Source organism: Paraburkholderia sp. 40 (assembly GCF_050434105.1).
Lineage (GTDB): Bacteria > Pseudomonadota > Gammaproteobacteria > Burkholderiales > Burkholderiaceae > Paraburkholderia > Paraburkholderia tuberum.
In genome coordinates, this window is the sequence record NZ_JBNPVY010000003.1 from 263,078 (window position 1) to 286,745 (window position 23,668).

Sequence of the window (23,668 nt, forward strand, 5' to 3'; positions counted from 1 at the left end):
TTGCTGCGCAATTCACGAGAAACATGTTATGAGAGTGGTCCACGTAATCGAATCGACTGCTACAGGAACGCTTGCAGTTGTGAGCACGCTTGCGACGCGCCTCGCCAAGGAAGGTCACGAGGTGTATGTGATCTATTCAGAGCGCGAGGAAACACCGAAGAATTTGCGCGCGATGTTTCACTCTGACGTCGTTCTGCGGCATCTGCAGATGAAAGGGCCATCATTGGCACGGATCATGTCTGTCTTGCGCCAACAACTCATCGAATTGAACCCGGATATCGTCCATCTGCACTCGTCATTCGCAGGTTTCCTGGGACGAATGTCGACCTTGTTTGCGTTGCCGTCAACGGCGCTTCTTTATAGCCCGCACTGCATCTCTTTCGTACGGCGAGACATAGGCAGGTTGAAGCGATACTGTTTCGCCGCGTTGGAGTTGCTTGCGTGTGTGAAGAACTGCACATACGTTGGCTGCTCCGAGAGTGAATGCGCCGCTATTCGCCGCTATCTTCGGCGAGATGCAGTACTGGTCGAGAACGCGATCGATCGGGCTGTCAGTGTCCAGGGCACCAATCGTTTGGAAAGCGCCGAAAAAGTCGGATCGACGAAAAGGCGAAAAATTGTGACTGTCGGCGGCATTCGTGTGCAAAAGAATCCGCGGTTGTTCGCGGAGATTGCACGCTCGTTTGATCGGGACGGCGTCGAGTTCGTATGGATCGGCGACGGCGACGCAGATCTCAGGAGGGCGCTCGAGGACGTCGGCGTGCGCGTGACCGGTTGGCTTACGCGTGCTGAAGTAATCGCGGCTGTGGCGCAAGCGGATATTTATTTGTCGACAGCTTCCTGGGAGGGAATGCCGATTTCTCTGATTGAGGCAATGACGCTCGGCACACCCGTTGTGGCGTCAGATTGTCCCGGCAATATAGACACCATTCGTCACAATTCGACCGGCGTTCTTTATCGGACGGCTGCGGAAGCGACTTCGCTGATCGTGAAGTTGATAGCCGAGGATAAATTTCGTGAAGGTTTATTGCGGCGCGCGCAGGAGGAAGCGCGCAACAGATTCAGTGAAGATCGTTTCTTCAACAACATCGCGCTGCTTTATTCGGCCCAGTTGAGAAGCATTCGCCAGGGCCGTTCGGTGCTGAGCGAGTGACTACGTGAAGCTGCGCGGCGGGGCTTAGCGAGATTTTCCGGCGAAGAGGGGACGCGGCGCCGGTTTCAGTTGCTTGCGCAGACTGCGCGATTTGCAGCAAGCCGTCGTCTGGGACCGATCGCATACAGTGCTCTTGCCGAAGTGAAGAGTAGCGGACAAAAGCCTCTTCACGCGCGTGACCATCAACTCTTCATCGATTCGCGCAGTCGGGACGGGCGAAGAACTTGCCCGAACGTGCCGATGGGGCGCGGCAAGAATCGAAGCACCACTCCGTAACCAACGTTCACGGAACGCCGATCGCGACGAGACTGACTTGCGCCGATCGAAACGTCGTTACCGAGCTGGTTGCTCTGATTGGATGAAACCGCCTCCAGGCGCGTCTCGCGCGGTTCGCGCATTTTTTGATTCGATCAGGAGATTCGAAAAAAACAGCATCCGGTTATTTTCGTATTAGCGACGCAGCTTTCGTGGAAACGATTCGAGAATTCGCTTTTTCAGAAATGGTTTGCGTGTGTCATCGCGCAAACCATTTTAATTTTTAGAGCCGCGCGAGATATCGATCCACGCCCGAGGCGGCGATTATATCTGTCCACCGCAAATGCAGCAGCGTGGAGGGGTCATTTTTCGGCACCATATCGCCGTGGAAATTGCAGATGCTAGAGAATACGTCTGGGCCCGTTACTTTACATAGAATTCCAAACTTGGCGGCGGCGTTCAGATTCGAAGGCGAGTCATTGCAGATGATTCTTTTGCCGAGCGCAGCATATTCCAGAAGCTTGGTCGGCGTCTGCAGGTCGTACGGACGCTTGTACGGGATGGTTGAAATAGCAATCTCGCAGTTGCGAACCACCGCGAGGGCATCGCGTTGCGCAAGGCGTCCCGTGAACAGGATGCCGGGCGATCGAAGATATGCGTCGGAGATTTCCTTTTCAACAGGCCCAATCAGAACGAGGGTATCCGAGTCGCGCTTGGCGGCCAGGAAGTCCCTGATGAAGCCGACAAAGCCGCGTTCCCGCGTTATCTCGCCCAGATAACAATACGTTCCCGACGGAAGCGCCTGGTTGCGGTCAGCATCCGTCGTGAAAATCCAATCGGGTACGCCCATCGGCAGGAAAACGGTATCGACGCCGTCGCGGAAGTCCATGACTGCACTCATTGAGTCGTTCTGAAATATTCGAAGATCGGGCCGTGATTGAAACGTTTTCTTGATGCTGTCCTTTAGCGCACTGTTACGCCCGACCGACAGCGAGCGGTAATCGTGGATGACGTATTTTGCAGCAGGGATCCTGGGGTAAAAGCCCATGATGCACCAGAGAACGTACTCCTCCGGATTCTTGACTTTTTTGTAATCATCCAGTGTCCCTGACGTTACCTTACAGTCGTTTCTCACAAAATACCTGGTGTAGGCATCTATCTCAGGATAATTCGCCCTGCCGGGGTGAAGGATGAATATCTGCATGTCATTGCCACCGTTCAAGTGTCTCTTCGGCTGACTCAGCGCTACCAAGGGCAGTTCGGGTCGCCTTCGTTGAAATGTCGCACGTCAATGGATTGGTCAAGCGTTGGTTAGCTTGATATCCTTCGGCAGAAACGCCGCGACGTTGGATTGCTCTATCACCCGGTCCCAAATGAGGTCTGCGAAGTCCGTCCGACGATTCGCTGTCGCACCGCGCGCGGCGTCTTCATCGATTCCGTCAAAGATGTTCGCCGTGGTGATCACACTATGGATGCCCATCTCTTCACAGCATCTGATATTCGACGGCGAGTCGTTGCACACGATTTTCTTGCCGAGCGCAGCATACTCGAGCAGCTTGGTCGGCGTTTGATAGCAGTGCGGCCGGTGATAGGGGAAATAGCACACCGCAACATCGGATTCGACCACGTGCTTCAGCGCCTCACGCTGCGGCAACGGCCCAGTGAAAATGATATTTTTTGCATCCGAAAATCTTTCGTAGATGCGCGGGTCCGGTTTTCCCACCAGGAGGAGGGAGACGTCGCGCTTCTGAAAGTTGTTTATAAATGCTTCCAGCACGCGATCGAAGCCCCGCTCGACGCTCATTTCGCCGATATAACAGAAATCAGCTTTCTTTTCGGTCTGACCGCCATCCCGCACCTCGAAGATCCAGTTCGGCACGCCCATGGGCAGGATCACACTGGGTACGCCGTGACCGAAACCCATGATCTCCTGTTGCTGTTTGTTCTGGAAGATCCGCAGATTCGGCTGGCAATTGAAATACCGCTTCGCGACGTCTTTCATCGCCGGCCAGCCGCCCACGGAGAGAGAACGGTAGTCATGGATGACAAAGTCGGATTCAAACCGGTTCGGATAAAAACCCATGATTTCCCACAACACGAAATTTCGTTTGTTATCGAGGGCGCGGTAATCGCTGATTGTTCCGACCACCACATCCACGCCGCGCGCTTTAAAATAGTTTTGATAGGCAGTAATTTCCGGATAATTGGCGGTACCCGGAGACGTGATGAAGATTTTACGCATGCCGCCTTCCTTTTTAACCGTGGAGATAAGGAACAATAAGGCCGTTACGAATATTGCACTGGCGGTCCGGTTGCGCCTTTGATTGACAGGTGCTCGAACGTTGACCGCTTGTTCTGCTCGAAGCCGAGATCGCGCGCGATAGTATTTTTATTAGCGAATACCTTATCGTGACGATTCGCTGCCCTGGGTTGGATGCAGCGCGGTGCACGACGGTGTCATACGCCGCTGCGCGAGTTGTCGCGTCGGCGCTCGGTCGACATCTCCCGGCCTCGGCAGTTTCTGTCAGCGCGCTGTCGTCGGCGGCGCGGTGCTTTCTACGCCTGGTTCAATGCACGTGGCCTGCTAAAGATGCGCTGAGCCAGGCGCCTGACGCGCCCCAGTCGCAGATAGCGCGGCACCAACGTCAGGCCCGTGAGCTGCGCGGCGAACCACGACACGGAAGAGTCATCGTCAATGTCGAACGCCTTGAGTCGGAACGGGTCGCTTCCTTCGTCATTCCAGCCTACGTCGGTCGTGCGTGCGGTCTTGTAGCCGGCGGCCTTCAGCAGTTCGACTTCGCGCGGACCATAAATGCCATAGGGATACGCGAAATGCTCGCAAGGCTTACCTACAATCCGTTCTACCTCCGACTTTGATAGCGCAAGCTCTTCAAAGCATTCGTCATCGTCACAGAAGGTTAGTGTCGGGTGATAGCGTGTGTGAGACTGAAAGTCGACATAGGGGCGCATCTCTTCAATATGGGCGGCGCTGAGGCCACTAATCGTCGCCGATGAGTCTGGCAAGTCCTGACGAAAGCCTCGCGCGTCGAGTTCAGCCAGGCGCTCGTGATTTTTCATGCGAATCAGCCGCTTCACACCCGCATCCCTCGCGACAGGATGTAGGAACCAGTGAGTACGATCGTGCGCCACGACACTGCTGCAGATGTAAATGGTCGGGTACACGCCGTACTTGATGAATACGGGCAGCAGATTTGCATTGCCGATATGGCCGTCGTCAAACGTGACGGCCACGCGCGGGCGACCACTACCTCGCGAATTTGCCTGCGACAACGGCACGAACTCGACCTTGTCTTTCAGGTACTCAAAATGAGCTTCGAGCGTGGCGGGCGACGGATCGTGATAGAGCAGAATCGCGGTGCGATCGCGCCAGAGAAATGCTCGAATCGCCGCGGGGGTTCCACTGAAAAGCAGCGCGCGTGTGAATATCTCACGCATCAATTGTTTCATATGCATCCCAGGCTAACGGCGTTGAATGGGATTGTGCCGTCACGGCCACGGAAGCGATGTGCGTTAGCGTACAGAGGTGATGACCGTCTTCAGATAGTCTGGGATACATTGTTAATGTGAAATATGCGCTAATTTTCCACCGAGGAATCTACTGCGGGAAAACAGTGGTTAAGCAGAGAATTAGGCAGTCTTATGTTTGTACGGTAAGACGATTATTCTGAAGTTGGTGGCGCGCAAAGCAGAGGAATTGTTGACAGATTGCGTTGCACACCGAACTGACGCACGCAGCGCCAGCACCCAAAATGTTGCCATCTCGTGACAAAAAACGAGATCTGGTAATGCCGCATCGCCTGCACATTAAATCCGGCTTCCACCCTTTTCGCACACCCGCCCTGGGGGTTTCGATGAATCAGAACTCTCTGCTTACGAATGCTGCCGTGCTCCGGAATAACGATGTAAGTCTTTCGCGTTATTTCGACGTTCTATTGGCCAACCGTTGGCTGGTCGGTGGAATCGCCGGCAGTGTGCTCGCCCTGGGCGTGGCCTACGCGTTTATCGCGCCGTCGGTGTACCAGGCCGATATTCTCGTGCAGGTTGAAGACAGCATTCCGACCAACAATTCAAAAAGCCCGCTGGGCGACGTCTCGAGCATGTTCGACGTCAAAACAGAGGCGACGGCTGAAATGGAAATCCTGCAGTCGAGAATGGTGGTCGGAAAAGCCGTTGACGATCTGCACCTCGACGTCAGCGCAAAGCCCAGGCGCTTTCCATTGATCGGAGACTGGTTGGGCCGGCAAGCCAGGAGTCTTTCCGAGCCAGGTATCTTTGGATTTGGCGGATATGCATGGGGCGATGAAGCGATCAAGGTGTCCAGTTTCGACGTCCCGGAAGCATTCGAAGGCGAGAAGTTCGTTCTGACGGTTCTGGAGGGCGAACGCTACCGGCTGGAGCAGTCGGATCTCAGCGAGCCGATCGAGGGTCGCGTGGGCAAAAAGCTCGACACGAAACTGCCCGATGGCGCGATCACGCTGCAGGTCGATTCGCTGAACGCAAAGCCGGGCACGCAATTCATTCTGGAGAGACAGTCGCGCGAAAAGACGGTGGAAAGCCTGCAAAACCGGCTGACGGTCTCGCAGAAGGGTAAGGACAGCGGCATCATCGGCGCGTCGCTGATGGGCTCTGAGCGGTTGCTGACGGCCAGCACGCTCGCCGAAATCGGCAATGCGTATGTTGAGCAGAATCTGAAGCGCAAGGCGGCGGAAGCCGAGAAGTCGCTTGCGTTCCTGAGCGAGCAGCTGCCGCAACTCAAGAGCGACCTGGAGCGCGCCGAGGGACGCTATAACGACATGCGCAACCGCATGGGCGTGTTCAATCTGAGTGAGCAGGGCAAGGCCTATCTGGATCAAAGCGTAGCCACGCAGCGCAGCCTGCTCGAACTGAAGCAGAAGCGCGCGGAGATGGGCGCGATCTACGCGCCGGGTCACCCCGCGATCCAGGCGATCGATCAGCAGATCGGCATGCTGAGCAGCAAGATCGGCAGCTTGTCGCAGCAGGAACAGGCGTTGCCGGACCTGGAGCAGAATGCGGTGCGCCTGACCCGTGACATGAACGTGAACAACGAGCTTTACGTCGGCATGCTGAACAACATGCAACAGCTCAGACTGGTTCGCGCCGGCAAGGTTGGAACGGTGCGGTTGATCGATAACCCGGTGGTGCCGAAAGAGCCGATCAAGCCGAACAAGCTTCTGGTGATTATCTATGCTGCGTTGGGCGGCCTGATTCTGGGCGTGGGTGCGGCGTTCGGGCGTACGGCGCTGTATCGGGGCGTGACCGACGCGCAGGAGATCGAGGAGCAAACGGGCCTGAACGTCTATGCGAGCGTGCCGCTGTCGCAGGCGAAAGTCGCGCGAATCGGCAAGACGCCGAAGCTGCCCGCTGGCGAGAAGTTCCTGCTGGCGAGCGAGTTTCCGCGCGACCCGTCGATTGAAAGCCTGCGCCGACTCAGAACCGCGCTTCATTTTGCCATGCTGGAATCGGAATCGGGCGACAATCGCGTGCTGCTGACGGGGCCGACGGAACAGGTGGGCAAGTCGTTCCTTTCGGCGAATCTGGCGGCGGTCGTATCGGCGGCCGGCAAGCGGGTGTTGCTGATCGACGCGGACCTGCGCAAAGGTCATCTCGAGCAATACTTTGGTCTCGACTCGACCCCCGGTCTGGCTGACTATCTGACGTCGGACGTGACGTCCGACCCGGTGATCATGCGTGACGTGCGTCCGGGCCTCGACTTCGTTGCGCGCGGAGCGATACCGGAGAACCCGGCCGAGCTTCTGGTGAGCGAACGCATGCAGCAATTCCTCGCGAAGACGAGCGAATACGATATCGTGCTGATCGACACGCCGCCGGTGCTCGCCGTATCCGACGCGACCGCGCTTGCGGATAGCTGCGGCACCGTGCTGCTGGTGACCCGCTTCGAGACCACTTCCATTGCGCAGGTGGTGGAGGCCACCAAGCAGCTCAAGCAGGCGAATGCCCGCGTGAAGGGCGTGATCTTCAACGCGATCGATACGGATGTCTATCGCTATAGTCTGGGCGCGCGCGCAGGCCTCTATCGCAGTGCTTCCTATCTCGACGCATTGCCCGCCAGCGGAAAGACGCAGAAAGGCTAGCCTTCAGACGATAACCATCGTCGTGTAGAGCGATGAAAAATTCACCCGGACTTCGACGTAGATAAATTGTGAATATCAAACACTCGATCGTCAGTATCGCTGGAGTCGTACTGAGTCAGGCGCTCAATTTCGTTTCGATTCTATTGATCGGGAAGTTCTGCGGACCGACGGCTCTCGGGTATTTCAGCCAGCTCATGGCCGGTGGTCTTTTTATCGGGTCGGTGATCGGCTTGCGTCTGGAGGTTGCGTGCATGGCGGCGGACAAGGCCCAAGCCGTGCGCGCAATGACGAGTTCCAGTGCGGTCGCCATAGGGATCGGCGCGACGCTCGTGGTGGCCACGGCAGCGGCCGGGCATACGGAATACCTACCTGTTATCGGGCTGGCACTTGGCGTGTTCCTGCAACAGGCGTTGTGCGGAGCACTCACCACCGAAAGAAAGTACGCGCAAATCGCGACGATCCGGTTCTTCCCTAATGCCGCGTTCGCCGTCTACTTCGTCTGCATGATGATGTTTTCGAAAGGGGAGTGCACAGGCACCACCGTATTCAACATCTATAGCTGGATTTTTCTGGCCTCGACCGTTGTGCCCGCCGCGATCTGCCTTTACTCGGCGCGCCGGATGATCCCGTTGGCCTTCATCAGGTTCTCCGCGCTTCAGATCCAGTATGCAAAATTTGGTGTGCCGACCACTACGCTGAATTCATTCGTGATCTATGCGTCCGCCATTTTGATGCCGATGATCTTCGACCATCGTGAAGCCGGCATCTTTGCGCTGGCGTATCGTGTGGGGTACTTCCCTGCGTCCCTCTTGTCGCAAAGTTTGGGCGCTGTCTTCCGCCGCGATCTGATCGATTATTTCGACGGCCACAGAAAAGACAGAGTGAATCCCTCGAAACAGTTTTTTATTATGCTGACGTTTATCAGCATTTCTCTGGTGGCAGCGTGCTATGCAGGCCTTAGCCTCATTATCCACATGAAGATGGGCGACGAATGGGAACCGTCGATGTCTGTGTACCTGATCTTTATTCCCTATTTCATCACGATGGCGATCTATGGCTCGATGGCTCAGGTATTCATTGTCGCGAACCGGCTGAAGATCGACTTGATGATTCAAGCAGTCAATGCCGTATCGATCTTCCTGATCTTTGCGACGGCTCAATTCCTCGGCGTCGGGTTCATCCACTCGCTTCTTCTGCTCAGCGTCTGTGGAACGATCGTGGCAAGTGTGGGGACTTACCAGGCGCTCAAGATCGGCAAGGAGCCGGACGCTTATTTGAATCGCCAACCTAGTTATGAAGCGCCGTGATCTCTGCGCTCAAAAATCAGCGACGCTGCAAGTTTAGCTCCTCCACCGCGAGGCGAGTCGCTCACTTGTTCAGGGAAAGAGTATGCGCATTGTAAAACTCCCCGGCATCATCGGCAGGAATGCGAGTCCAGGCGTGTCGGCCGTGGTCTGGTTCATTCTGTTCATCGCACTTTATGCGATCTCCGCGTTTCACGACAGCACGTTGCCGGCGCGTTTTCTGTTCGATGAACTGGTGATCTTCGACCGGATGAAGACCGTCACGGCTTTCAGGGCGTTTGGCGACTCATTTGACAATCTCGCGTGGCTATTCAACTTTTTCGGTCTCCAGGGTTTCTCCATTTCTTTGATAGGATTTCTCGCCTCGACAATCGGCATGTTCTTCGCCATCTGGCGTTCCGGTGTCACTTCGCTAAAACCGGCCGAGTTCTTTCTGGTTGCCTTCTGGCTCGCCAATCAGACCGTCTACATCGGCGTTCCATCGAAAGAACTCATCATTTCGGTTCTGGTTCTTTTGTTGCTGTTTTACGACTCGTCGCGTGCGATATTGGCTTTGTTTGTCGTCCTGGCAGCGCTGGTAGCCATGTACTTCAGATCGTACTGGGGTATCACACTGGCCGCAACCGTGTTTCTTTATTTGGCGCCAAACGGCTTCAAAAGGCCGGTTTCATTGATCTTTTTCGCACTGGCCATGTTTGTGATGGTCGCCTTCGTGTTCCAGAAGGCCTATGGCGAATCACTGGATTTCGCAAGGCAGAACGCCAATGAGTGGCGGGACCCGGAGGAAGTGGGGTCGATGATCGTACAGTTCATTCCAGGCAGTGGTATGTTCATTGGCGTGGCGAACGTCGCCATCACGCTGGCGACCTTCGTTTTGCCGGTGCGGTTGATTACGTCGGGTTCTCCGCTGCAAATGGTGGGCGGCATTGGCGTGTTTTTCACTTTTGCGATTGTGTTTGTGCGTTATCGCTCCGCGGCGGCGCTATTTCCGGTGGGCCGATTCGAGACACTTTGTTTTTGTTTTCTGGTCAGTTTCCTGTCAACGCAAGCTATTTTCGAGCCGGACTACGGGTCATTTCTGCGGCATCTTTCGCCGGTGTCGCCGATGATCATGTTTCTCGTCCTGCGGCTCTCGTACGATGAACACATAACGGTATCGGCGCAGAGTGCGTCGCGAGTGAACGACGGCGACCATCACCAGTCCACATTGTCGAAGCATCGCAGCGCCTCCTGAATCGCAATGACGGTCCGCTGATTCAGTAGGCCGTCGATGAAGCGATTGTCGCCAGCATCACGGAAATGATCTTCGTGACGGGTCGAAGCAAGCGCGCCATTGAAAATCACTTCGACAAATCGAATGAGATCGGCGCGGAGCTGGAGGCGCGCGGCAAAAGGGCGCTTTGGGACCCGCGCTCGGCGTCGAACCTGTTGATGTCGGCTGTTTTATGTCATCAGGCCGACGCGTTGGGTTTCGCACACGCCAAACGGGCGATACCGCGCAATGTCGTCAACACATCAGACCCGCTCTCTCAGAGCAAGATGTTGTCAGACAGAAACCCTCCTGCGCGTGGGGCCGTGTGGCCGGAGCTCCACAGTTCGTCGCCGCCGTGACCTACGACGTGCCTGCCTTGCCGGGCCTGCAGGTCGGCGCGGACGCGAAGTTCACGGGCAGCACGAAGGTGCGTCCGGCAGGCGACCTGGAGACGGGCGGCTACATGATCGTAAACATCGGGGCGAACTATCTGACGCGCATCGGTGGGCACGACGTGACGCTGCGCGCGGCGATCGACAACATCACGAATCGCCGCTACTGGATGTTCCATTACTCGGACTACATCGCGCCGGGCGATCCGCGCATGGTCAGCGTGAACGCGAAGATCGATTTCTGATTTGAGTGGCGCGGTGTCGCGGGCCGTGGCGGGCTCACTGTGCGCCGCCGGCGCGCATGGCCCGGTATTCCCGCTGCACGATGTCCATCAGCTCCGCCACCGAAGTCAGCGCGCTCTGTTGCTCGTAGGTCACGCGGCCTCGCTGCATCAACATGATGCGATCCGCGATATCGAGCGTCTGCGCATAGTTGTGCATGATCATGATGATCGAGAGGCCGCCTTTTTCCTTCAAGCGCATCAGAAGGTCGATGATGAGTCCCGCCTCGCGCGCGCCCATCGCGGCGAGCGGTTCGTCGAGCAACAGGATTTTCGCGTTCGAATGCACGGCGCGCGCCACGGCGATCGCCTGGCGCTGGCCGCCCGAAAGACGCTCCACGGGCAAATCCACCGAAGGCACGTGCACGCCGATATCGTCGAGGCATTGCGCCGCGCGCTCGCGCATCCGTTTGTGGTCGAGCAGCCTGAACGGCCCGCGCCGCACGATTTCGCGGTTCAGGAACATGTTGTGATAAATACTCAGCGAATTCGCGAGCGCGAGATCCTGATACACGCATTCGATGCCGAGCGAACGCGCATGATCGACCGAGCGCAACAGCGTCTCCTCGCCGTCGATGTGGAGCGTGCCGCTCGTTTGCTGATGAAAGCCCGTGAGGATCTTCACGAGCGTGGACTTGCCCGCGCCGTTGTCGCCGAGTATGCCGAGGATCTCGCCCTTGCCGAGCGTGAGCGAGACGCCATCGAGCGCCGTCACCGCGCCGAAGCGTTTGACGAGGCTGTCGCCGCGCAGCGCGAGCGGGGCGTTCGGTGCGCTGCGCGCAGCGGCCGTGGCATTGGCGCCCGCGGAGGAGGTTTGCGATTGGTCCATCATCGTCCACCCTTGCGGCGAATGCGCCCGACGTGGATGTTGAAGATCATCGCCGCCAGAATCGCGGCGCCAAGAATGATGTTGAACGTAAACGCGTTGATACCGATGAGCGTAAAGCCGTCGTTCAGAATGCCGAGCACCGCTGCGCCGATGAGGCCGCCCACGATGGTGCCCGAGCCGCCCGTGAGCGGCGTGCCGCCGATCACGGCGGCGGCCACGGCAAGGAACATGATCTGGTTGCCGCCCGCCTGCGGGTCGATCGAGGTAATGCGAAAGGCTTCGAGCATGCCGGTGAAGCCCGCTAGCACCGCGGCGAGGACGAAGTTGCCGAGGCGCAGTCGCTTCACATGTATGCCGGCCTCGCTCGCGCCGAGCGGATTCGCACCCGCGGCCTGCGTATGCAGGCCCCAGCGTGTATGTCGCAACAGCACGTGCATCGCGGCCGCGATCACCAGGGTCCAGATGATCTCGCTGTAGCCCCACGCGCCCATGAACGCGGCGAAGGTGGGCGATCCCGGCGTGGCGGCGGGCGTGCCGCGCGAGATCGTGAGCGTGATACCGTTGATCAGAAAGAGCGTGCCGAGCGTCGTAACGAACGAGGGCAGCCGCAGCCAAACCGACACCGCCCCGTTCACGAAGCCGACGATTCCCGCGGCCACGAGCCCCGCGATCACGGCGAGCCACATCGGCGCGCCCGCGTCATTCGCGAACACCATCATGAATGGCGCGAACGCGAACACCATGCCCGCCGACAGATCGATGTCGCCGCCGATCATCAACATGATTTCGCCGAACGCGATGATCGCCACCGGCGCGATGAACTGCGACAGGTTGACGAGGCTCGCGTTGGTGAGCAGGAAATCGTGGTTCGCGAATTCGAAGTAGGCGGCCAGCAGCACGGCCACGAGCAGGATGCGCAGCTCGGCCGCCCATTGAGACGCGAATGAAACACCCGCGCGCCGGGGCGCGCGGACCGCTTCGGTGTTGCTGGGTTCGTTCACTGTATTCATCAGGACTTGATTGCGCCGGATCTCGGGACGATTTGCTGCTTGTCGGTCTTGCCTTCGAAGCGCGTCGAGGTATTCAGGTACGGCTCGACGTTATCCTTTGTCACGAATTTCAGGCCGGTGTTGATTTCGGCCGGGCCGACGAGGCCGCCGGAGCTGAGGAACACGAACGCCTGCATCACCGTATAGAAACCTTGGACGTAGGGCTGCTGATCGATGGTGAAGTCGAGGAAACCTTCGTGGATCAGCTGGATCGTGGTCGGCAGCAGGTCGAAGCCGCCGCCGTGCACGCCTTTGGACGGCAGGTTCGACTCTTTCATCACCTGCGCGACGCCCTGCGTGCTGCCCGCATCCACCGCGAACATGCCTTTCAGGTCCTGGTGACCCAGGTAGAACGCCTTGATCTTCGAAAGCTCCTCGTTGACGGTCGCGCCCGTGGCCACGGTCTGGATGTCGATCTTCTTGCCGGACTTCTTGATGGCGTCGCTCGCACCGTCCAGACGCGGCTGGATGTTGAGCTGCCCCGGCGTGGCGATGAACAGGCCGACCATGCCGCTGTCGATCAGACTGACGATGCGCTCGCCCATCTGGTAGCCCGACAGATACAGGTCCTGGCCGATATACGCGAGGCGCGGATTCTTCTTGCCGCGCGGCGCGTCGGCGTTGTACGCGAACACCGGAATTCCGGCGTCGAGCGCGGCCAGGATGGGCTTGTCGAAAGCGCTCGGATCGACGATCGGCACCGCGATGGCGTCGGCCTTCGCGGCAATCGCCGAGTTCACGGCGCGGACCATTTCGCCCGCGTCCGAAGTGGCCGAGCCGGTCCACTGATAATCCATGTTGAGCAGTGAGCAGGCATCCTGAATGCCGTACTGCGTGGGCACGAAGAACGGGTTGGTGGTGACGTGATTGACGAACACGATCCTCCACTTCTTGTGCGACGGAAAAGCCGTCTGCGCTGCCTGCGCGGTGCCGATCAGTCCGCCCGCGCCGCCTAGCGCACCCATCAGCGAAAGCGCCGCGCCGAGTCCCGCGCCCTGCATCAGCCCCCGCCGCGCCGTGCTGAACCCGTTACCGTTGTGTTCCTGATCGTCATCCCGTTGCTGTGCCATCTCATCCTCCGGTTCTTGTCTTCGTTGATCGATGTGGTCGACGTTGCGTCGATTGTGCGCAGATGCTGGACGGCACCGGGAGTGCGCTGGGCAGCGCGAGAGTTTGGCGTGGCCACGTGCAACCCCGATTCGGAGGCGCTCGATACGCGCCGTGCGGTACCGCAAAAATGTTAGTGCAGTGCGGTTGCACCGCCTAATCCATGTATACCCGTAACCGTTCCGAAGATTGGGACGCCGGGTCAGGATGCGTGTTTACCACGAGCGGTTGATCGCGCGGATGGGTGCGCGGCGCTCAAAGCTCGCCGCCCGCCAACACGGTCGCCACGTGCTCGCGCAACGTCGGCAGCACCGTGCCCTCGAACCAGGCATTGCGCTTGAACCACGCGATATTGCGCGGCGACGGATGCGGCAGCGGCATCACATGCGGTCCAAACTCGGCCCACCTGACGAGCGTATCGGTCAAGGTCGGGCCAAACTTGTCGCCGAGGCCAAAGCGCTGCGCGTATTGTCCGATCAGCAGCGTCAATTTCACCGAACGCATTTGCGCGAGCAATTCGCGGTGCCAACGGCCGGCGCACTCGGGCCGAGGCGGCAGGTCGCCGCTCGCGCCGCGGCCCGGAAAACAGAAGCCGATGGGCACGATGGCGAATCTGGAAGCGTCGTAGAAGGTCGTGTCGTCGACGCCGAGCCATGTCCGCAGACGCGCGCCGCTCGCGTCGCTCCACGGCACTCCCGACGCATGCACGCGCGCGCCTGGCGCTTGCCCGATGATCAGAATACGCGCCCGCGTGGACGCCGCGAGCACCGGGCGGGGCGCGTGCGGCAGCATGGGTGCGCACAGCGTGCAGGCGCGGATGTCGTGAAGCAGCGTGTCGAGCGACGTGTCGAGTTTCGACGGACGTTTGGTGGTAACAGCCATAAAGCGGTGCGAGGTGACCGGTGCGCAGTCGTGTCGTGAGTCGGCTCAGTTCTGCGCCTGAGCCGGATAGATCAGCGTGCCGTCGGCCTGGGGCTCGGCGCCCGGCGTCATCGTGGCGGCGTTCGTGTGATGCGCGTCCATGATGTGCAGCACGGTTTCATCGTGCATCAGCAGATAGTCCGTAATGATACGCCGGTGGCAGCGCCACCAGACCGCTTCCGAGCACATGATCGCGCAGCGCTGCCGATGACCGAGCGTCAGAAGTTGCGCCAGTCCCTCGCGGAACGCGTCGCTCATTGCATAGTCGGCATAGTTGCGAAAGGCCGGATGCGTCCAGTACGCATTCGGCGACGGCGCGTCATCCTTGCGCCTGCTGCGGCGTCCGCCGAGCGCGGCGAGATGCACGTAGTCGATATGTTCCGGCGCGAGCGAGGCGGGCAGCGTGTCGCGATTGAACTGCGGGTTGGTCCGCGAGCGCGGGATGCTGCGCACGTCGACGAGCAAGGCGATCTGCTCGCCGTTCAGTAAGTCGACGAATTCCTGCAACGGACGCGTCGAGTGGCCGATCGTGAAAAAAGGGCGTTTCGTTTTCATGCGTGCTTCGCCGGCGCTGATAGCGGCGACGATCCCTACAGATTTAAAACGTGTGGCGCAGTAACGTCCACTGTGTCCCGATTCAGGTGTTGCACGTGTCATGCCTGACGAGCGCGCGTATGCACGCGCTCGCGAATCGCAAGACCCCGGGGAGACAAGCCGGGTAGCCATCATTCCGGTATCGAGTGCAACCTTGCTCCCGCGAGTCGGAGTTGCAACAATGCACCCGCGACGGCGCCCGCGCGGCACGTAGTCGCCCGCGCATTTTCTTTCAACCCGCTTGCACCATGACCGACGGCCTGCCCAATCCCCAACGTGCGTTTGCGTACATCGCGATCGCCATCGCGATGACGATGTCGGTGCTCGACACCTCGATCGTCAACGTCGCGCTGCCCACCATCAGCAACGACCTCGCGGTATCGCCCGCGAACGCGATCTGGGTCGTCAACGCATATCAGCTGGCGATCACGGTGTCCTTGCTGCCGCTCGCGGTGCTCGGGGACAGCCTCGGCTACAAACGGGTCTACTGCTACGGACTCGCGCTTTTCACGCTGGCGTCGTTCGCCTGCGCGAATGCGCACACGCTGCTGGTGCTTGCGGTCGCTCGCGTGTTTCAGGGCTTCGGCGCGGCCGGCATCATGAGCGTGAATATCGCGCTGGTGCGCTTCGTTTTCCCGAAGGCACGGCTTGGCGTCGGCGTCGGTTATTCGTCGCTGGTGGTGGCCGTTTCGTCGGCGGCGGGGCCGAGTATCGCGTCGGCGATTCTGTCGGTCGCGCACTGGCAGTGGCTGTTCCTCGTCAACGTGCCGCTCGGCGTGCTGGCGCTGTCGATCGGCGCGCGCACCTTGCCCGCGACGCCGACCTCGGGGGCTCGCCTGAGCGGCCTGAGCGTCCTGCTCAACGCGCTCACATTCGGCCTGCTGATCTCCGGTCTCGCGGCATTCAACCAGGCGGGCGCGACGCAGCGCGGCGCCATGATGGTCGCGATCGCCTTGGTGGCCGGCGTGCTGTTCGTGCGACGCGAAAGCCGGCTCGCGACACCGATGCTGCCCATCGACCTGCTGCGCATGCCGGTGTTTTCATTGTCGATGGCGACGTCGATCTGCTCGTTCGCGGCGCAGACGATGGCGTACATCGTGCTGCCGTTCTACTTCGAGCAGACGCTGAAGCTGTCGGAAACACAGACCGGCATTCTGATGACGCCGTGGCCGCTCGTGACCGCTCGTGACCGCGTTGATCGCACCGGTCGCGGGCCGGCTGTCCGATCGGTGGGCGCCGGGACGCATCAGCAGCGTCGGGCTCGTCGTGTTCGGGTGCGGACTCGCGATGCTCTGCCAGCTCGGCGAGACGGCGACGCGTTTCGACATCGTGTGGCGGCTCGCGGTCTGCGGCCTCGGCTTCGGTATCTTTCAGTCGCCGAACAACCGCGTGATCATCGGCAGTGCGCCGCGGCATCGCAGCGGCGGCGCGTCCGGCTTGCAATCGATGGGTCGTCTGCTCGGCCAGTCGAGCGGCGCGGTGGCGGTGTCCATCGTGTTCGGACTCGTGCATGGCCGGCACCTCACGTTGATTGCCGGCATTGCCGCGGCGCTCGCGTTGATCGCGGCCGGCGTGAGTTCGGTGCGGCGTATGACCGAGCACAGCGACGCCCCGCAGGAACAACAGGCTACGCCAACGCGGCCGGTCTCCGAGCGTTGACGCGGGTGCGGCGTCGTTCCGCAGCCCATACGCCTACGCGAGATTCGAAGGCGCCGCCTTCAGCACGTCGACGTGCTTAGGAATCAGGCCGAGATCGAGGAACGTATCGGCGATCTGTTGCTGCTCGCCGAGAATCGCGCGGGTAATCGGCTGCGTGCCGAACTGCTGACGCTGCACCGCCACGTCCACGACCTGCTTCGGCAGACCCCATAGCTGCGCGAGTTCGCTGGCGAGCTGATCCTTGTTCTGCTTGTCCCACTGATCGACCTTGTCGAGTTCTTCGATCAGGATCCGGATCACGTCGGGATTGTTCGCCGCATAACTCTGCGACGAGTAGAACGCCCGATTGCCGACTACGCCGCTTGCATCGGCAATCACGCGAGCGCCGAGCGATTGCTCCGCCGCGGCGAAGAAAGGATCCCAGATGACCCACGCGTCGATCGACGCCCGCTCGAACGCGGCGCGTGCATCGGCGGGCGCGAGGAACACGAGCTTTACGTCGCCGTATTGCAGGCCATGCTGACGCAGTAGTTTGACGAGAAAGTAGTGGACGTTGCTGCCTTTGTTGAGCGCGATCCGTTTGCCCTTCAGGTCCGCGACCGAGCGGATCGTCGATTGCGGCGGCACCAGCACCGCTTCCGACTGCGGCCGCTTGACGGTCGCCGCCACATAGGCCAACGGTGCGCCGGCGGCCTGAGCGAAGATCGGCGGTGCTTCGCCGACGTCGCCGAAATCGATCGAGCCGACGTTCAATGCTTCCAGTTGCACGGGGCCCGCCGCGAACTCGGTCCATGTAACCGATACGTTCAGCGGCGCGAGCCGTTTTTCGAGCGTGCCGCGGCCCTTCAGCAGATTCAGGTAACCCTTCTGATTGCCGACGCGCAGCGTGCGCGCGTTGCCTTGCGCGAACGAAAGCGGTGCTGCCGCGGCCGCTGCGGCGCCGAGCGAAAGTGTCAGGAAGGTGCGGCGGTCGTGGAGCGTTCTGTTAATGGACATGACGGACGATACGATCAGGAGGGCAATGAAGAAGGCAGGATGCGCGACGGCCGAAGCGCCGCGGCTTGAGACGTGGGTTGTTCGTGCGTCAGGTTAGTGCTGGGGCGCGCCATCCCATGCCGGCAGCGTGGCGCCGTGATAAACGGTCAGGATCGCCGCGGCGACGTTGGTCTGCTGGTAGCTGTCGACGATCGTCTTCACCCACACAGCGTTCGCGTCTTTCGCGTTGACCGCGATGAAGTTGCGGTACGGGTTGCCCGGCACTTTCTCCTGCGCGATGCGTTCCTGCGGAATCTTGATGCCCGCTTTGATCGCCCAGTCGGTATTGACGACGGCAGCGTCGAGGTCGCCAATCGCGCGGCCGACGATGCCGGCGTCGAGTTCCTTGATCTGGATGTGCTTCGGATTCTCCGCGATGTCGCGCGCGGTCGGCAGCAGGCCGACGTCGGGGCGCAGCTTGATCAGTCCATTCGACTGCAGCAGAAGCAGCGCGCGGCCTTCATTGCTCGGATCGTTCGGCACGCCGATCGCCGCGTCCTGCGGCAGCACCGCGACCGATTTCACCTTGCGCGAGTAGAGACCGATCGGCTGCACGTAGGTATAGCCGACTGGCACGATCCGATAGTGGCGCGCCGCGATCTGCGCGTCGAGATACGGCTTGTGCTGGAACGAATTCGCATCGAGGTCGTGTTCCGCGAGCGCTTCGTTCGGCTGCGTATAGTCGGAGAAGGTCGTGATCTTGACGGTGACGCCCTGCTTGGCGGCATTGGCCGCGTACCGCACGCCACACGTCTTCGTCCTCGCCGGACATGATGCCGACTCGCACCGTTTGTCCCGCCGCGAGCGCCGGTTGCGCGTTGACGATGCCGCATGTAACGAGAACCGGGAGGAGTGCGGCCTTGAGCGCTTTTGTCGTAGCCATGTTTTGAAATGAGATCGAAGTGAAGGTCCGGAGATCGTAGAGAGGCGCTCGTTAGTGCACAAATAATATCGAGCGCTATCGTTATCGCGCTTGAGCGTAAGCGGCGGTACGACGTGCATGGCGCTGCTGGGAATAAGCCAAGCGCGATCGCCGCGCTGGCATGAGGCGAGCCGCAGCGGGGTTGGCGGACGCCGGATCGTGCGAATGTCCGCTGGCGCGGTTTTCGTTTCAGGTTGCGTGCCGGAACAAATGTGCGGGCTCGCGTGCGTCGTCCGTCATTTGATCTGGAAAGGCACCCGGTTCTAACCAGGCGGCGGCAACAGTGCCGAAAGCAGCCGGCGCAACTGCGCCAATTCGCTTGCCGTCAGCCTTTCAGTGAGAATGCGCTCGACCTGCTCGACGCGCGGACGCAAGGCCGAGAGCTGCTTCTTACCGGCAATGGTGAGAAACAGCACATAACTGCGCTTGTCGACAGGATCGTCGGCGCGCGTGATCTGGCCATTGCGCACCATGCGTGCAACGAGATCGGCAATCGTCGAACGATCCACGTCGAGTTTGTCTCCGAGTTGCCGCTGACTGACGCCAGGCGTCTCGTGCAAGACCTCGAGCGCCGCGTACTGCACGCTCGTGATCTCCGCGGAAACCTCGCTCAGCCAGACCGCTGCATGGCGCTGTTGGGCACGGCGCACCAGGCTGCCAGTAAATTTGGGGAGCGCGCCGGCGTCTTCGGGTTTGATCGGCAATTTCGAAGGTTTGGGTTTCGTTGTGGTTTAACGCACGCGAAAGATAGGCCGAAAGAAGGCGTTCAACTCCGCATACGCATTCAATGGGAGAACATGGGCCACGTATTGATCGGGACGTACCACGACGAGTGCACCTTGTTCGCGATCGATGCCGCGCTCGTCGAAGATATCAGTCGTCGCGTCGCTCGTAAATGCCTTTTCGTAGTCGATGAGGCCGTGGCGACCCTTGCGCGGCAGCAGGAGGGCGGGGACGTCTCCGAGGCGGACTTCGCGATGCGGCTGTTGCAGCACCGCGCGCAGATCGAGAACGCTGTCCACGTCGGCGTCCTTCGGCGTGCAGAGCCTCAAAACGGAATCGGGCGACGTGTCGAGATGCTCGCACAGCGCATCCAGCGCACGATGCGACGCGTCCGCGAAAGCGTACAGGCGCCAGCGGCCGTCCGCTTGCGCGGCATGCCCTAGATGGAACGGTTTTGCATCAGCGAGGCGAACGACAGGCGACGAGTGAAAGCGCGTACCGATCGCAAAGCCTTTGGCGAGCGCCTGATGCGTCGCTTCACCGGTCAGGGTGGCCGGCCGGTAACGCGTTGCGACGCCAGCCGTGTAGCGGCCAGCGCGGACGAAGTACGCCTGAAGCTCCGCGGGATCGACGCTGCCCGCCTCGGGCCGGTTCGGATCCTTCGGCGGCGCGGCCATCATCGCCGACCATTCCTTGTCGAAATCGATCAGCTCCTGCGCAATAGGTTGGCGCTCGTCCGAATACGTGCGCAACAGAGCGGCGTCGCTGCGGCCCTCCAGCACCGCGCCGAGCTTCCAGCCGAGATTGAAGCCGTCCTGCATCGACACGTTCATGCCCTGACCCGCTTTGGCGCTATGCGTGTGGCAGGCGTCGCCCGCGATGAACACGCGAGGCTCGCGCGAAGTGCCGTCGGCGGCGATGGCATCGTCGAAGCGGTCGGTGAGGCGCTGCCCGACCTCATAGACCGAGAACCACGCCACTTCTTTTACGTCGAGCGTATAGGGATGGAGGATGCGCTGCGCCGTCTCGATGATGCGATCGACCGTGATCTGCTTGATGCTGTCGCGGTTCTCCGGGGTGACATCGCCGAGGTCGACGTAGAAGCGGACCAGATATCCGCCTTCACGCGGAATGATCAGCAGGTTGCCCCTACTCGCGGACTGAATCGCCGCTTTCAGCCGGATGTCCGGAAAGTCGCTGACCGCCAGCGCATCCATCACGCCCCACGCATGGTTGGCCGCGTCACCGCGCAGCGTTTGTCCGATGGCGGTGCGTACGCGGCTGCGAGCGCCGTCGCAACCGACGACATAGCGCGCACGCACGGACATCGTCTCGTCGAGCCGCGCGGGATCGGTATGGCGCAGCGTGACCAGCACCGGGTATTCGTGCGTATCGTCGCGCTGAACGTCGACCACTTCGAGGCCGTAGTCCGGTTCGATCCGTCGCGCGGAGCGGCGCATCACGTCGAGCAGATATTCCTGGATGCGGGCCTGATTGACGATGACGTGCGGAAATTCCGAAAGGCCTGTTTCGGTATCCTGAACTCGGCCGGTACGACTGATCGCGCCGCGGTCATTTGCATCGGGTCGCCAGAATACTGTTTCATTGACCCAATAGGCTTCTTGCAGCAGGCGGTCACTGAGGCCGAACGCATTGAACATCTCGACGGTACGGCACGCCACGCCATCGGCCTGTCCCATCTGCAACGGTCCGTCGCGACGCTCGACGACGCGCGTGCCGATCGACGGGAATTGCGACAGTTGCGCCGCCAGTACGAGGCCGGCAGGGCCGCTGCCGACGATCAGCACGTCGAGCGTCTCGGGCATCTGCGCAGCATGCGTATTGCCGATGACTGGCTCGATCGTCGGATCGCCGGCCCGGAAACCGTTGAGATGAAATTGCATGACGTCCTCCTCCGTTCAGTAGATATCTGCTGAACGCAAATATACTCCGTACCCCAACCATTTTGAAGTACTTCGTGGGAGGATGGATGTTTACCCTGGTTCGGAAGAGCTGGTGGATTGTCGGGAACGACGGTCGATGCGGGATCGACACCGCGTCATGGCCCTGGATGCGGCGCAACCGCATGCCGTCGTTTCCTTCGAGAACGTCTGATTCAATGGCCGTGCCAATGACCCCCATGGCCGCCCCAGTAGCCGCCAATGCCGATGCCGAGGCTCACGGACGGCGCGACGTAATACCCGGGGGCATAGCCATAGGCGGGCGCTGGCTCATAACCGTAGCCATAGCTGGGCGGCGGCGGGGCGACGACGCAGCCCGCCAGGCCGACTGCCACGATGATTGCAAAGAGTAGTCTGGTCATGATTGTTTTCCTCCAATCATTGGGGAGCCGCAAGATTCAGTCCAGCCGTCTTCTGGCGCCACGTCGACAGTACCCATTCGTCGGCGGCAAAGTGAAGCGACAGCTTCGCCGGATAGGCGAGGCTGTTCCGATACGCGATGCGATGAACCGCGGAATTCTGGTTCCCGACGTATTTGCTGAAGACAAACACCACGTCGCGACCGACGGCACGCCGATCGCAGTCATCGTGACGGGCTGTCAACCGCAGCGACATCACACTGTATCCTTTGCGCCTGCTGCCTTCGTCAGCGCCGGCGTGATCTGATAGCGAAAAGTCATTCTTCGCCGTCGCTCCACCGCCCGCGCCCATTGCGATGACATTTCAACGCCCCCCCGCATCCGCTCTCACACCAGCCATCAACGCAACCCCACTAACCACAAGCAGCCCCGCAAGAAGATAAACGGCAAGATCCATACTCCCCGTCGTCGTGCGAATCTGACCGATCACCCACGGACTGACGATCCCGCTCGTAATCCCAATACTGCTAATAAACGCGATCCCCGACGCAGCCGCTTTCCCGGACAGATAGCTGGTAGGCACCGCCCAAAAGATCGGCAGCGCCGCGAAAATCAACACGGCAGCGAGCGACAAGATAGCCAGCATCGCAGGAAAGCTGCTCAGATGCAGCGTAAGCGCCGCGAGCGCGAGACCCCCGCCCACCGTGCAGAAAGCAAAATGCTTACGCCGTTCCCCAGTTCGATCCGAGCGGCGCGCAATCAGAAGCAGACCCACCGCACCGATCGCATTCGGCACCACGGTATAAAGACTCACCGCCACGACATCCTGAACCCCAAAATCGCGGATCATCAACGGCATCCAGAAATTGAGCGTCAGCGACGCACAGGTCAGCGAAAAATAGATGAACGCGAACAGATAGACGCGCGGATTGAGCAACGCGGCGGCGAAGCTGCGACTGTCGTGCCGGTGGTCTTTCGACTGGCCTTGCGCGCAAAGCGCGACGAGTCGCTCTTGTTCGTCCTGCGTGAGCCAGCTTGCCTCGTGCGGCTTGTCGACCAGATAGCGCCACGAGAGCAATCCGAGAATCACAGCGGGTGCGCCTTCGATCGCAAACATCCACTGCCATCCGAACAGGTTCAGCACGCCGCTCATGTCGCGCATGATCCAGCCGGAGAAAAGTCCGCCGAGCACGCCCGCGACCGCCACGCCCGCGAAAAACACCGAGATCACGGCGGCGCGCCGGCTGGCGGGAAACCAATACGTCAGATACAGCACGATGCCCGGGAAAAAGCCCGCCTCGAAAACGCCCAGCATAAAGCGCAGAACGTAAAAGTGCGCGGGCTTCGACACGAACATCATGCACATCGACGCGATGCCCCACAGCAGCATGATCCGCATGAAGGTTTTACGCGCGCCGTATTTGGCCAACAGGATGTTGCTCGGCACCTCGCACAGCACGTAGCCGACGTAGAACACAGCTGCGCCGAGTCCGTACATCGCGTCGCTGAAGCCGAGATCATGCTTCATCTGCAATTGCGCGAAGCCGATGTTGATCCGGTCCAGAAACGACACGACATAACAAAGAAACAGAAACGGCACGATGCGCCACGCGACCTTCCTGAACATCGAATCGTCGCTCGCGACGGGCGCGGCGTGGCCAATGGCGTTGCCATCGAGGGAATGCTGCATGTCTCGCTCCAGGTGCGGAGCGCGCCTGTGCGAAGACGAGCGCGCCCG

Annotated in this window: 19 protein-coding genes and 3 pseudogenes; 8 read left to right on the forward strand and 14 right to left on the reverse strand. The window is 60.2% G+C overall.

The genetic code is table 11. The features are described 5' to 3' along the window. The first annotated feature begins 28 nt into the window (after positions 1–28). A complete protein-coding gene (locus OKW28_RS16570) occupies positions 29–1,153 on the forward strand; it encodes a glycosyltransferase (protein ID WP_429447362.1) in 1,125 nt (374 codons plus the stop codon). A gap of 538 nt (positions 1,154–1,691) precedes the next feature. Here the strand turns inward: OKW28_RS16570 and OKW28_RS16575 are convergent. From OKW28_RS16575 to OKW28_RS16585, 3 genes are all read right to left on the reverse strand, one after another. Then, positions 1,692–2,612 carry a glycosyltransferase gene (locus OKW28_RS16575; RefSeq protein ID WP_429447364.1) on the reverse strand — a complete coding sequence of 307 codons (921 nt, stop codon included), beginning with the start codon at positions 2,610–2,612 and terminating at the stop codon, positions 1,692–1,694. Between the two features lie 96 nt (positions 2,613–2,708). Then, positions 2,709–3,650, reverse strand: coding sequence for a glycosyltransferase (locus tag OKW28_RS16580; RefSeq protein WP_429447366.1), 942 nt, complete (start codon positions 3,648–3,650; stop codon positions 2,709–2,711). Between the two features lie 314 nt (positions 3,651–3,964). Beyond that, positions 3,965–4,876 (reverse strand): polysaccharide deacetylase family protein, encoded by a 912-nt coding sequence (locus OKW28_RS16585; RefSeq protein ID WP_429447367.1) that lies wholly within the window; start codon positions 4,874–4,876, stop codon positions 3,965–3,967. Positions 4,877–5,280: 404 nt separating this feature from the next. Here OKW28_RS16585 and OKW28_RS16590 point away from each other — a divergent pair, with 404 nt between their 5' ends. From OKW28_RS16590 to OKW28_RS16610, 5 genes and pseudogenes are all read left to right on the forward strand, one after another. Next, positions 5,281–7,542 carry a polysaccharide biosynthesis tyrosine autokinase gene (locus tag OKW28_RS16590; RefSeq protein WP_429447369.1) on the forward strand — a complete coding sequence of 754 codons (2,262 nt, stop codon included), beginning with the start codon at positions 5,281–5,283 and terminating at the stop codon, positions 7,540–7,542. A 68-nt stretch (positions 7,543–7,610) separates the two neighbouring features. After that, a complete protein-coding gene (locus OKW28_RS16595) occupies positions 7,611–8,849 on the forward strand; it encodes a lipopolysaccharide biosynthesis protein (RefSeq protein WP_429447370.1) in 1,239 nt (412 codons plus the stop codon). Positions 8,850–8,931: 82 nt separating this feature from the next. Then, positions 8,932–10,080, forward strand: a complete 1,149-nt coding sequence (locus OKW28_RS16600; RefSeq protein WP_429447372.1) for a hypothetical protein — start codon at positions 8,932–8,934, stop codon at positions 10,078–10,080. 65 nt (positions 10,081–10,145) lie between these two features. Next, positions 10,146–10,457, forward strand: a complete 312-nt coding sequence (locus tag OKW28_RS16605; RefSeq protein WP_429448837.1) for a hypothetical protein — start codon at positions 10,146–10,148, stop codon at positions 10,455–10,457. Then, positions 10,421–10,735: pseudogene (locus OKW28_RS16610) on the forward strand (TonB-dependent siderophore receptor); the annotation flags it as partial. The gene OKW28_RS16605 and the pseudogene OKW28_RS16610, both read left to right, overlap by 37 nt. A 34-nt stretch (positions 10,736–10,769) precedes the next feature. Here the strand turns inward: OKW28_RS16610 and OKW28_RS16615 are convergent. The 5 genes from OKW28_RS16615 to OKW28_RS16635 form a co-directional block, all read right to left on the reverse strand. Continuing rightward, the gene (locus tag OKW28_RS16615) at positions 10,770–11,600 is read right to left on the reverse strand and encodes an ATP-binding cassette domain-containing protein (RefSeq protein ID WP_018422193.1); all 831 of its coding nucleotides are present in this window, start codon (positions 11,598–11,600) and stop codon (positions 10,770–10,772) included. Continuing rightward, positions 11,600–12,610: an ABC transporter permease gene (locus OKW28_RS16620; protein ID WP_429447374.1), complete on the reverse strand. Its 1,011-nt coding sequence runs from the start codon at positions 12,608–12,610 to the stop codon at positions 11,600–11,602. Before OKW28_RS16620 ends, OKW28_RS16615 begins: the two co-directional genes overlap by 1 nt. Beyond that, positions 12,610–13,719, reverse strand: coding sequence for a sugar ABC transporter substrate-binding protein (locus OKW28_RS16625; RefSeq protein WP_429447376.1), 1,110 nt, complete (start codon positions 13,717–13,719; stop codon positions 12,610–12,612). Before OKW28_RS16625 ends, OKW28_RS16620 begins: the two co-directional genes overlap by 1 nt. Before the next feature lie 292 nt (positions 13,720–14,011). Next, positions 14,012–14,638, reverse strand: a complete 627-nt coding sequence (locus OKW28_RS16630) for a uracil-DNA glycosylase family protein (RefSeq protein ID WP_429447377.1) — start codon at positions 14,636–14,638, stop codon at positions 14,012–14,014. Between the two features lie 45 nt (positions 14,639–14,683). Then, a complete protein-coding gene (locus OKW28_RS16635; RefSeq protein WP_429447379.1) occupies positions 14,684–15,232 on the reverse strand; it encodes a DUF488 family protein in 549 nt (182 codons plus the stop codon). Between the two features lie 287 nt (positions 15,233–15,519). Here OKW28_RS16635 and OKW28_RS16640 point away from each other — a divergent pair. Then, positions 15,520–16,930, forward strand: a pseudogene (locus OKW28_RS16640) (MFS transporter). A 33-nt stretch (positions 16,931–16,963) separates the two neighbouring features. Here OKW28_RS16640 and OKW28_RS16645 read toward each other — a convergent pair. From OKW28_RS16645 to OKW28_RS16665, 5 genes and pseudogenes are all read right to left on the reverse strand, one after another. Beyond that, positions 16,964–17,926 (reverse strand): sulfonate ABC transporter substrate-binding protein, encoded by a 963-nt coding sequence (locus OKW28_RS16645; protein ID WP_429447381.1) that lies wholly within the window; start codon positions 17,924–17,926, stop codon positions 16,964–16,966. 93 nt (positions 17,927–18,019) lie between these two features. Next, a pseudogene (locus OKW28_RS16650) lies at positions 18,020–18,848 on the reverse strand (MetQ/NlpA family lipoprotein). A 302-nt stretch (positions 18,849–19,150) separates the two neighbouring features. Further along, positions 19,151–19,591 carry a MarR family winged helix-turn-helix transcriptional regulator gene (locus tag OKW28_RS16655; protein ID WP_429447383.1) on the reverse strand — a complete coding sequence of 147 codons (441 nt, stop codon included), beginning with the start codon at positions 19,589–19,591 and terminating at the stop codon, positions 19,151–19,153. A 27-nt stretch (positions 19,592–19,618) separates the two neighbouring features. Then, positions 19,619–21,514 (reverse strand): FAD-binding monooxygenase, encoded by a 1,896-nt coding sequence (locus OKW28_RS16660; RefSeq protein WP_429447385.1) that lies wholly within the window; start codon positions 21,512–21,514, stop codon positions 19,619–19,621. 212 nt (positions 21,515–21,726) lie between these two features. Beyond that, positions 21,727–21,933 carry a hypothetical protein gene (locus OKW28_RS16665; protein WP_184055610.1) on the reverse strand — a complete coding sequence of 69 codons (207 nt, stop codon included), beginning with the start codon at positions 21,931–21,933 and terminating at the stop codon, positions 21,727–21,729. Here OKW28_RS16665 and OKW28_RS16670 point away from each other — a divergent pair. Then, positions 21,932–22,237, forward strand: a complete 306-nt coding sequence (locus tag OKW28_RS16670; RefSeq protein ID WP_429447387.1) for a hypothetical protein — start codon at positions 21,932–21,934, stop codon at positions 22,235–22,237. The two genes, OKW28_RS16665 and OKW28_RS16670, sit on opposite strands and share 2 nt — an antisense overlap. Positions 22,238–22,294: 57 nt before the next feature. Here OKW28_RS16670 and OKW28_RS16675 read toward each other — a convergent pair whose 3' ends face one another. Continuing rightward, positions 22,295–23,620, reverse strand: a complete 1,326-nt coding sequence (locus OKW28_RS16675; RefSeq protein WP_429447389.1) for an MFS transporter — start codon at positions 23,618–23,620, stop codon at positions 22,295–22,297. Between the last annotated feature and the right edge of the window lie 48 nt (positions 23,621–23,668).

What these genes read in the sequence shown, in the direction of transcription:
- OKW28_RS16670 (WP_429447387.1), top strand. Translation starts at nt 21,932, where the DNA reads ATGATTGTTTTCCTCCAATCATTGGGGAGCCGCAAGATTCAGTCCAGC.
- OKW28_RS16625 (WP_429447376.1), bottom strand. Translation starts at nt 13,719, where the DNA reads ATGGCACAGCAACGGGATGACGATCAGGAACACAACGGTAACGGGTTC.
- OKW28_RS16580 (WP_429447366.1), bottom strand. Translation starts at nt 3,650, where the DNA reads ATGCGTAAAATCTTCATCACGTCTCCGGGTACCGCCAATTATCCGGAA.
- OKW28_RS16585 (WP_429447367.1), bottom strand. Translation starts at nt 4,876, where the DNA reads ATGAAACAATTGATGCGTGAGATATTCACACGCGCGCTGCTTTTCAGT.
- OKW28_RS16645 (WP_429447381.1), bottom strand. Translation starts at nt 17,926, where the DNA reads ATGTCCATTAACAGAACGCTCCACGACCGCCGCACCTTCCTGACACTT.
- OKW28_RS16590 (WP_429447369.1), top strand. Translation starts at nt 5,281, where the DNA reads ATGAATCAGAACTCTCTGCTTACGAATGCTGCCGTGCTCCGGAATAAC.
- OKW28_RS16605 (WP_429448837.1), top strand. Translation starts at nt 10,146, where the DNA reads ATGATCTTCGTGACGGGTCGAAGCAAGCGCGCCATTGAAAATCACTTC.
- OKW28_RS16575 (WP_429447364.1), bottom strand. Translation starts at nt 2,612, where the DNA reads ATGCAGATATTCATCCTTCACCCCGGCAGGGCGAATTATCCTGAGATA.
- OKW28_RS16675 (WP_429447389.1), bottom strand. Translation starts at nt 23,620, where the DNA reads ATGCAGCATTCCCTCGATGGCAACGCCATTGGCCACGCCGCGCCCGTC.
- OKW28_RS16635 (WP_429447379.1), bottom strand. Translation starts at nt 15,232, where the DNA reads ATGAAAACGAAACGCCCTTTTTTCACGATCGGCCACTCGACGCGTCCG.
- OKW28_RS16665 (WP_184055610.1), bottom strand. Translation starts at nt 21,933, where the DNA reads ATGACCAGACTACTCTTTGCAATCATCGTGGCAGTCGGCCTGGCGGGC.
- OKW28_RS16660 (WP_429447385.1), bottom strand. Translation starts at nt 21,514, where the DNA reads ATGCAATTTCATCTCAACGGTTTCCGGGCCGGCGATCCGACGATCGAG.
- OKW28_RS16600 (WP_429447372.1), top strand. Translation starts at nt 8,932, where the DNA reads ATGCGCATTGTAAAACTCCCCGGCATCATCGGCAGGAATGCGAGTCCA.
- OKW28_RS16630 (WP_429447377.1), bottom strand. Translation starts at nt 14,638, where the DNA reads ATGGCTGTTACCACCAAACGTCCGTCGAAACTCGACACGTCGCTCGAC.
- OKW28_RS16615 (WP_018422193.1), bottom strand. Translation starts at nt 11,600, where the DNA reads ATGGACCAATCGCAAACCTCCTCCGCGGGCGCCAATGCCACGGCCGCT.
- OKW28_RS16570 (WP_429447362.1), top strand. Translation starts at nt 29, where the DNA reads ATGAGAGTGGTCCACGTAATCGAATCGACTGCTACAGGAACGCTTGCA.
- OKW28_RS16620 (WP_429447374.1), bottom strand. Translation starts at nt 12,610, where the DNA reads ATGAATACAGTGAACGAACCCAGCAACACCGAAGCGGTCCGCGCGCCC.